The organism is Streptomyces sp. SID10853 (assembly GCF_010548145.1).
In the GTDB taxonomy this organism is placed as follows: Bacteria; Actinomycetota; Actinomycetes; order Streptomycetales; family Streptomycetaceae; genus Streptomyces.
Window position 1 is genome coordinate 37,692 of record NZ_JAAGLN010000032.1, and the last position, 8,281, is coordinate 45,972.

The 8,281-nt window shown below is 72.0% G+C and carries 8 protein-coding genes; 6 read left to right on the plus strand and 2 right to left on the minus strand.

Features of this window, described 5'->3' with window-relative positions:
* The first annotated feature begins 10 nt into the window (after window positions 1-10).
* On the plus strand, window positions 11-1,153 hold the full coding sequence (locus G3I19_RS09480; RefSeq protein ID WP_239074099.1) for a transposase: 1,143 nt from the start codon (window positions 11-13) through the stop codon (window positions 1,151-1,153).
* A 102-nt stretch (window positions 1,154-1,255) separates the two neighbouring features.
* A complete protein-coding gene (locus G3I19_RS09485; RefSeq protein WP_164262000.1) occupies window positions 1,256-2,056 on the plus strand; it encodes an AfsR/SARP family transcriptional regulator in 801 nt (266 codons plus the stop codon).
* Between the two features lie 35 nt (window positions 2,057-2,091).
* Here the strand turns inward: G3I19_RS09485 and G3I19_RS09490 are convergent, their stop codons facing one another.
* Complete coding sequence (locus G3I19_RS09490; RefSeq protein WP_164262003.1) at window positions 2,092-3,036, minus strand: LysR family transcriptional regulator; 945 nt, start codon at window positions 3,034-3,036, stop codon at window positions 2,092-2,094.
* A gap of 151 nt (window positions 3,037-3,187) precedes the next feature.
* Between G3I19_RS09490 and G3I19_RS09495 the strand changes: the two genes are divergently transcribed.
* Both G3I19_RS09495 and G3I19_RS09500 read left to right on the plus strand, forming a co-directional pair.
* Window positions 3,188-4,690, plus strand: coding sequence for an MFS transporter (locus tag G3I19_RS09495; RefSeq protein WP_239074100.1), 1,503 nt, complete (start codon window positions 3,188-3,190; stop codon window positions 4,688-4,690).
* Between the two features lie 205 nt (window positions 4,691-4,895).
* Window positions 4,896-5,750: an MBL fold metallo-hydrolase gene (locus tag G3I19_RS09500; protein ID WP_343235040.1), complete on the plus strand. Its 855-nt coding sequence runs from the start codon at window positions 4,896-4,898 to the stop codon at window positions 5,748-5,750.
* A 177-nt stretch (window positions 5,751-5,927) separates the two neighbouring features.
* Here G3I19_RS09500 and G3I19_RS09505 read toward each other — a convergent pair whose 3' ends face one another.
* Window positions 5,928-6,548, minus strand: a complete 621-nt coding sequence (locus G3I19_RS09505; protein ID WP_239074101.1) for a TetR/AcrR family transcriptional regulator — start codon at window positions 6,546-6,548, stop codon at window positions 5,928-5,930.
* A gap of 83 nt (window positions 6,549-6,631) precedes the next feature.
* Between G3I19_RS09505 and G3I19_RS09510 the strand changes: the two genes are divergently transcribed.
* Entirely contained in the window at window positions 6,632-7,609 is a 978-nt protein-coding gene (locus G3I19_RS09510) for an aldo/keto reductase (protein ID WP_164262008.1), read from the plus strand.
* Window positions 7,610-7,897: 288 nt separating this feature from the next.
* Window positions 7,898-8,281 (plus strand): CU044_2847 family protein (locus G3I19_RS09515; protein WP_343235041.1); only part of this gene is annotated, 384 nt, incomplete at its 3' end.

An 8,281-nucleotide genomic window follows, 5' to 3' on the forward strand; every position in this document is an offset into this window, starting at 1 on the left:
GACCTGCCCCATGGACCGGATGCCCAGCGACCTCGCACGGACCGCCGAAGCGGCTTCCGTGCCGGGTGCTCACCGGCTCTTCGCCCACCTCCCGCGGGCCGACCAGCGCCGATGGGCCGAGGTCTACCTGAAGGGCTTGCTGGTCACCCCGGGCAAGAAGTCGCTGCGGCGCATCGCCGCCTCCGTCACCCCGTCCCCGACGGCCTCCCAGTCGCTGCAGCAGTTCGTCAACGTCAGCCCCTGGTCCTGGCGTCCGGTCCGCGCCGAACTCGCCCACTGGGTCGCCGAACACACCCCGGTCCGTGCCTGGACCCTGGCCCCCTTGGTCATCCCCAAGCGGGGCAGCCTCGCCGCCGGAGTCCACCGGCGCTTCGTGCCCGCTCTCGGACGCACCGTCAACTGCCAGCTGGCGCTGGGGGCGTTCCTCAGCACCGCGCTCGGTGACATCTCCGTCGACTGGCAGCTGTATCTGCCGCGTGACCGGGCCGAGGACGCCCGGCTGCGCGAACAGGCCCACATCCCCGGCCCCATGCCCTACACCTCGGCCGCGGATCTCTGTCTGGCCCTGGTCGACCGCCTCGCGCGGACCGTGCACAGGGCCCCGCCCGTCGTCGTCGACCCGGAGGGTCACCTTGATGCCGAAGTCCTTGTCGAAGGGCTCGAAGAACGCGGCCACGAGTGGATCGTCGCCGTGCCCGACACCCTGCGCCTCGCCCTCGCGCACTCCCCGGAGCCGGGCTTCGTGCCGCGCCTGGAGGCCGCACGCACTCTGCTCCGTCCGCACGCACCGCTGTGCACCGGCGCGCAGGCGACAGCCGCTCGCCCCCGTTTCAACGCACTGCCCGCGCTGGTTCCCCTGTCAGGCGGGCCCCGCGCATGCCTGCTGGTCGGCGAATGGTCGTCGCCCGTGCGGCCCGACCGGGCCTGGCTTACCAACCTGCCCCCCGCGCGGCACTCCCAGGCCGGTGCGCTCATCGCCTCCCGCACCGCGGCGCGGGTCGGCTCCGCCGAGGCCGAACTCGGACTGCACGACTTCGCCGGCCGCTCCTACGCCGGCTGGCACCGCCACGCGACGCTGGTCTCCGCCGCGTCCGCGCATCGCAGGCTGGGCCACGACGTGTGCCTGCGCGCACCGCACCGCACAGCGCGATAGCCATGTCCCGCAGCGCCGCGGGACGTCCAGACCCACCTGTTCACCTGTTCGCCCAGCCGCTGTCATCGACACGGACAGCGCGTCCATCACGAGGGAGGGGCTGTGGAGTTCCGTCTCCTTGGTCCGATCGACGTTCACGAGCAGGGCCGCGACATCACACCTACCGCGCCCAAACAACGCCAGGTACTCGCCCTGCTCCTGGCGAGAGCCAACCGCAGGGTCTCCGTTCCGACGCTGCTGAACGAGGTGTGGGGCTGTGAACCTCCCCGTACCGCGACCACCGCGCTGCAGACGTACATCGGCTCCATCCGCAAGATCCTGGCAGCCGCCACCGCGACCACCGCCCGCGACATCGCGGAAGAACGCCTCGTCACCGACGGCAACGGCTACGTACTGAAGCTCGCCGACACCGAATGGGACCGCCCTCACTTCGAGCGACTGGTCCTGGAGGCCCGCGGGCTGATGGAGGCGCGCGAGGCGCAGCGCGCCACCGGTGTGCTCGGCAGCGCTCTGGCGATGTGGCGGGGTACGCCATTCTGCAATGTGCAGCTCGGCAGCCAACTCGCCTCCCAAACACGGGTGTTGCAGGAAGCTCATCTGGCGGCCCGCGAAGTGCGGGTCGACGCGCTGCTGCTGAGCGGCCGGTTCCAGGAGGCGGTCGGCGAGGCCGTGGGCCTCGTCGAGGAGCATCCGTACCACGAGAACGTGCACACCCAGCTGATGCGCGCCCTGTATGCGTCGGGCCGCCGGGCGGCGGCGCTCGACGTCTACCACTCGCTGCGGCTGCGGATGAGCAATGACCTCGGCATCACGCCGTCGCCGACCACCAAGTCCCTGCACCACGTGATGCTCCAGGACCGCCCCGACCAGCGCTACCTGTCCGCCGCCGGGGTCATGCGCTGACCCCCCGCCCGCGCGGTCCCGGGCGTGCCGACGGCTCAGCGGCCGTCGCCGCTTGACTCCCACAGGGTGTCCATGGCCCTGGTGGGGCCGCCCAGTGAGCGGACATGCTCCACCGCGGCCGCCACGAACGCCCGCAGCCGGCCCGTCTCGTGGTCGGTAGGCCACACCAGCGCGTACTCGATGCGGGGGGCATCGGTGAACGGCCGGAACACCAGCCCCGGTCGCGCGTAGTAGCGCGCCCCCGCGGCCGCCACCGGGGTCACCCCTTTGCCCGCGAGGACCAGCGACAGCGCGTCCTCCCAGTGCGTGATCGCCTGGCCGTGCGGAATGGGCCGCCCCGACGGCGTCTGCCGCGGGAAGTGATGGTCGAGCCAGTGGGCCGGTACGGGGCTGGTCACCGTCAGCAAAGTGGCCTCCGCGAGATCCTCCACGCTCAGCGACTCGCGCCGCGCGAACGGGTGCCCGGATGGCATCAGCAGTACGCGCGGCTGCGACAGCAGTACCGGTCCCGCCGTCAAGTCTGCCTCGGCGACCGGGAGTTCGGTGACCTGGAGGTCGATGTCACCGGCGCGCAGCGGCCCGTAGGGGTCGGAGATCTGCACCTGCCGGATCTGTACGTCCACGCCCGGGTGGCGCCGGCCGAACGCCTCCGCCGCACTGTGCAGCAGATGGCCGGTGAACGCCCCGGAGAAGCCGATCCGCAGCGTGCCGGTGATCCCCCGGCCGGCCGCTGTGGCCTTGGCGATCTCCTCCTCGATACGGCGCTGAGCGGGGCCTATGCCGTCCCTCAGCTGCTCACCGATGGCCGTCGTCGTCACATGCCGGCTGCTGCGCTCGAACAGCTTCGCACCGATGCGGCGTTCGAGCCGGGCGATGGTCTGGCTGACGCGGCTCTGCGAGACACCCACGCGCTCGGCGGTCCGGCCGAAGTGCAGTTCCTCCGCCAGCGTCAGGAAAATCTCGATCTCCTGGCGTTCCATGTCCTCCCCGTCCTCGGCCTCTTGTCCCTCATCGCATCGCTCACCTCGAACGATGAGCCCGGCGAATCGATCGTTGCACAGATCGTTCTTGTTGCGCAGGGTCCGCGAATCGATGCTGGTCAGGCCCGATCACCAACGAAGGGATCCCCTGATGACCGTCACCGAGTCTTCTCCCCCGACCGAGGCCGCACACGAGGTCCCGGTACCCCCACCGCCCGTCGCCGACGCGGGCGCGGGCGGGGCCGAGGGCACGCCGTCCGCCGCGTTCGGTATGCGGGACTGGCTGGTGCTGATCACGCTGTGCTGCGCGACCTTCATGTGCGGCCTGGACTTCTCCATCGTCACCGTGGCTCTCCCCGACATCGGCAACAGCCTCGGCTTCTCCTCGCCCGGCACCCTGCAGTGGGTCGCCACCGCGAGCCTGCTGCCCTCCGCGAGCCTGCTGCCGCTGTTCGCCCGGGTCGCCGACCTGGTGGGCCGCAAGAAGCTGTTCACGCTGGGCGTGGCCCTGTTCACGCTGTTCTCGCTGGGTGCCGCCCTCGCCAACACCCCCGGAGTCCTGATCGCCACCCGCGTCGGCCAGGGTGCCGCCGCCGCGATGATCGCCCCGGCCGCCATCGCCCTCATGACCGGTTACTTCCCCCAGGGCCCGCAGCGCGCCCGCGCCCTCGGCCTCAACGGCGCCGTCATGTCGCTCGGCTTCGTGCTCGGCGCGCTCGGCGGCGGCGTCATCACCAGCGGCTTCAGCTGGCGCTGGACCATGGTCGTGCTGTGCATCATGGGCGCCATCGCCCTGGCCGGAGCCCTCGTGCTGCCGGTGATGCGCGAGTCCGTCGCGGCCAAGCGCATGGACATCCCCGGCGCTGTCCTCGCCACGCTCGGTCTGTTCGGCCTCGTCTACGGCATCTCCACCGGCGGCGACAAGGGCTGGGTCCGTGCGGACTCGCTCGGCTGCATCGTCGGCGGCCTGGTTCTGCTCGGCGGGTTCCTGCTGGTCGAGCGGCGCCACCCGGAGCCGCTGATCCCGCTGACCATCCTCAACCGCCCCACCATCAAGTGGGCCGGCCTGTTCGGTGTGGTCACCTTCGGCATGTGCGCCGGTACCACCGTCCTGCTGAGCCTCTACATGCAGGACGTCCTCAACTTCACGCCGCTGCAGGCAGGTCTGAGCTACCTCGGTGAGGGTGCGGCGGCGATGCTCGGCGGCATGTACGTCGCCCGTCTCCTCGGTCGTTTCGGCGGTGCCAGGGTGCTGGCGGCCGGCCTGCTCATCCAGGGAATCGGCACCGCCGCGATGTTCGCCCTGCCGGAGCACGTCAATGTGCCGGCCCTCATCGTCACGTCCTCGGTCATGGGTCTCGGTCACGTCTTCAGCGTCGTCTCCTTCATCACGGTGATGACGACGGGCGTCAGCGAGGAGGACCAGGGCGTCGTCGGCGGCCTGTCGCAGCTGCCGCAGTACGTGGCGGCCATCGGCGTCGCGGGCCTCAGCGCCATCGCCGCGGCCCGCACCGCTTCCCTCGCGGGCGGTTCGGCACCGGATGCCACCGCGACGCTGGGCGGACTGCACGCGGGCATGGTGACCGCGGGCATCATCGCCCTCGTGGGCTCCGCCCTGGCGGCGACCATGCTGCGCAAGCGGACCGCTGCCTAGAGAACACCCTCGCGCGCCCTGCGCGTACGACGCCCACGGGCACCGTCGCAGTGCGCCGGCGAGGGCACGGCGCGTCCTTCCGCATCCCCCCGGCGGACGGACGCGCCCTTCGGGGTCCGGGCCCCCAGCGGCCCCTCGCCCCCTCCGCATCCCGCCGCGGTACCCCACCCACGGCTGCCCACGCCTTTCACTAGGAGACCGACCGGTGAACGACAGGAGACTGCGCAGGCCCTCGGCCGTGTGTTCCGTGCAGGTGGGTGACTTCAAGGTCAGCTACGTACCCGACGGCGCCATGCTCCTCAAGCCGTCCGGGCCGCTGCCGCGGGCCGTGGCCGGGCCCTGGCCACCGTACGGCGCGTACCTCAACGACACCGCCAGGCTGGTCGCCAACACGGGCGGCCTGCTCGTCCAGGACGGGCCCAGGGCCCTGCTGATCGACGCGGGTTTCGGCCCGCACTCCGCCCCGGAGGACCCCGGCCATCCGTACATCGGTACGGTGCACGGCGGCTCGCTCCTCGACAACCTGGCGAAGCTCGGGCCGCGGCCCGACGATATCGAGGTCGTGGCCTTCACCCACCTGCACACCGACCACATCGGCTGGGCGTGCACCGTCCCGCCGATCTTCACCCGGGCCGTCTTCGCGGTGCCCAAGAGCGAGTGGGAGAACCGCCGCCAGGTGCCGGGCCTCTCGGCGGAAGCGGCGGCCGCCGTGGAGCGCCGCATGCGGCTCGTGGTTCCCGGCGAGGAGGTCTTTCCCGGCGTACGGGCTCTGGCGCTGCCCGGCCACACCGCGGGCCACACCGGCTTCTCCATCACCTCCAGGGGTGAGCGGCTGCTCGCGTTCGGGGACGCGCTGCACTCCCCGCTCCAGGTCAGACACCCGGAGTGGTTCACGGCGTCCGACAGCGACCCGGCCCAGTCCGAACGCCACCGCCGCCGTCTGATCGCCGAACTCCAGCAGCCGCACACCATCGGCTTCGGCATCCACTTCGCGGACGTCGTCTTCGGCCGGGTCGTGGCGGACGAGCGGAGGGAGGGGGCCGACTGGTTTCCCGTATGACCCCGGCGCCCGCTCCGTACGACCCTGGCGGCCCGCGCGGATCGGCCCCGCGTGGATCGGCCCCGCGCGGATCGTCCCGCCTGATCCGAGCGGAGGATCCTGGCGGAAGCCCCGGCTCCACTCACTGGGACCGGGGCTTTTGGCTGTCCTCTCCGGCTCGGCGCCTCTCCGCCGCGTCTACCGGGCGTCGCGCGGGCGGAGTGCGTCCGCGATGAGGCCGAAGAGCCGGCCGGTCCGGTCCTGACTGCCGGCGTCGGGTGAGGAGACGAAGACCCCGACGAGCAGGGTGGTGACGTCATCGGGTTCGACGTCCGCGCGGAACGCGCCCGTCCGAACCCCTTCGGCGAGCATCGCCGCGATGACGGCCGTGATGCGCTCCCGGGTGGTCGGCGTAGCCATGGTCCCCGACGCCCAGCCCGCGCGGAGCGTGTCGATCATGCCGCGCTTCTTGGTGACGAACGCCGCGTACCGGTCCATCCACGCGCGGAGGGCTGCCTCCGGCGGTAGTTCGGCGAGCAGGGTTGCGGCATCGGCCGTGACCTGGTCGAGCTCGGCGGCGTAGACGGCCTCGACCAGCGCCTCGCGGGTGGGGAAGTGGCGGTAGAGCGTGCCGATGCCGACGCCCGCCTCACGGGCGATGGCCTCCAGCGCGACGGTGTCGTCGGCGGAGGTGAAGGCGGTCCGTGCGGCGGCCAGGAGCTTCTCGCGGTTCCGTCGTGCGTCAGCGCGGGCCGGACGTGCCGCACCGGCGGGCGGTGTGGCCGGGGTGCCGGGCGTGGCCGGTTCGGGCGAAGACAAAGCGGAGGAACCTCCGGTAGTGCTACAGTCGAATAACGGAGACTCCTCCGCTTTCTCCATCATCGCATGAGGACGGGATATCCATGCCCCCCACCGGAAACTCTGCTCCCCACACCCCTGCCCCTTCGTCCACCCCGTCGCCCGGCACGACGGCCACCGGCGCTCCGCGCCCCGGAGGCCCCGGCCTGCTCGCCGGCCGCACCGTCTCGCGGATCGGCTACGGGGCGATGCAGCTGGAGCGCCTGTCGGGTGACCGCGCCGCCGCCGTGGCGATCCTGCGCCGCGCGGTCGAGCTCGGCACCGATCACATCGACACGGCCCAGTTCTACGGCGACGGATTCGTCAACGGCGTCATCCGTGAGGCGATCCGCCCCGAGGACGGTGTCCTCGTCGTCAGCAAGGTCGGCGCCACCCCGGTTTCCGGAGGGCCCGTTCCGCTCCGGCTCGCGCAGCGGCCCGATGAGCTGAGGGCGAGCGTCGAGGACAACCTCCAGAGCCTCGGGGTCGAGCAGATCCCGCTGGTCAACCTCCGCCGCGCGGACACAGGGCTCGGACTCCAGGCCGAGGGCGATCAGGTGGTCGGCCTCGACGACCAGCTCGCCGTCATGGTGGCGATGCGCGACGAGGGCAAGATCGGGGAGATCGGGCTCAGCAGCGTGAGCCACGACGTCCTGCGCCGGGGCATCCCCGCGGGCATCGCCTGTGTGCAGAACGCCTACAGCCTGGTGGCACGCGACGACGAGGACATGCTCGGCCTCTGCGCCGACGAAGGCATCGCCTGGGTGCCGTACTTCCCGCTCGGCAGCGGCTTCGCCGGTATGCCGAAGGTGGCCGACGAGCCCGCGGTCGTGGCGGCGGCGCGGTCCCTGGGCCGCACCCCCGCGCAGATCGGCCTCGCCTGGCTGCTCCACCATGCCCCGAACGTCCTCCTCATCCCGGGCACCGCGGACGCGGCGCACCTCCAGGCGAACGTCGACGCGGGATCCGTGGTGCTCGATGACGCGACGCTCGCCGCGCTGGACGCCGTTCCGACCCGGTCGGGCGACATCGAACTCGGGTGACCGTCCGTACGGTCCCGTACGGGTACCTCTGTCCGTATCCGTACGGGTTTCTGCGCTCGCCCCGTGCTCGCCCTGTCCCGCCCTGCATGGGTCCCTGCGCGGTTCAATGCACCTCAATGCACCGATCAGGTAACCGAGTTGCGAACCCGCCCACCCGTCCCGCGTCCGGTTGGACACAATGTGGGGGTGTCTTCTCCTCCACCTGAGCTCGAACTCGACGACGGTACGCCGGTCCGTTTCCTGCTGGCTCCCGTGACTTCTGGGACTCCGGGGACTCCGGGGGCTCCCGTGACGTCCGCGGAGGGGGCGGCCGCGGCCGACGACCGGGACCTCCCGGACGGGATGGGGCAGGCGGTGCCGGTGGCCGCCGGCGGCCGGGCCGTCGCCAGTTTCGCGGCCGGGGCCCTGCGCGGTGTGTTCAAGCCGATCGGGCCGCTGCTCCAGGAGGTCCACCACGCCGTCTCCTCCGTGCCCGAGCCGCCCGCGGAGATGAGTGTGACCTTCGGGGTGCAGGTCGGCCAGGACCTCAAGTTCGGGATCGTGGGCGCCACCGGGCAGGCCCATCTCACCGTCACCGCGACCTGGAAACCGGCCCCGGCCCCCGGCGCCGCCCCGCTCCCCGGTGCCGCTCCGGCCCCCGGCTCCGCCCCGGCGCCGGGTACCGCACCCGCC

Excerpts from the sequence above, each read along its gene's own strand:
- G3I19_RS09480 (WP_239074099.1), top strand. The coding sequence starts at position 11 with ATGGACCGGATGCCCAGCGACCTCGCACGGACCGCCGAAGCGGCTTCC.
- G3I19_RS09490 (WP_164262003.1), bottom strand. The coding sequence starts at position 3,036 with ATGGAACGCCAGGAGATCGAGATTTTCCTGACGCTGGCGGAGGAACTG.
- G3I19_RS09495 (WP_239074100.1), top strand. The coding sequence starts at position 3,188 with ATGACCGTCACCGAGTCTTCTCCCCCGACCGAGGCCGCACACGAGGTC.
- G3I19_RS09510 (WP_164262008.1), top strand. The coding sequence starts at position 6,632 with ATGCCCCCCACCGGAAACTCTGCTCCCCACACCCCTGCCCCTTCGTCC.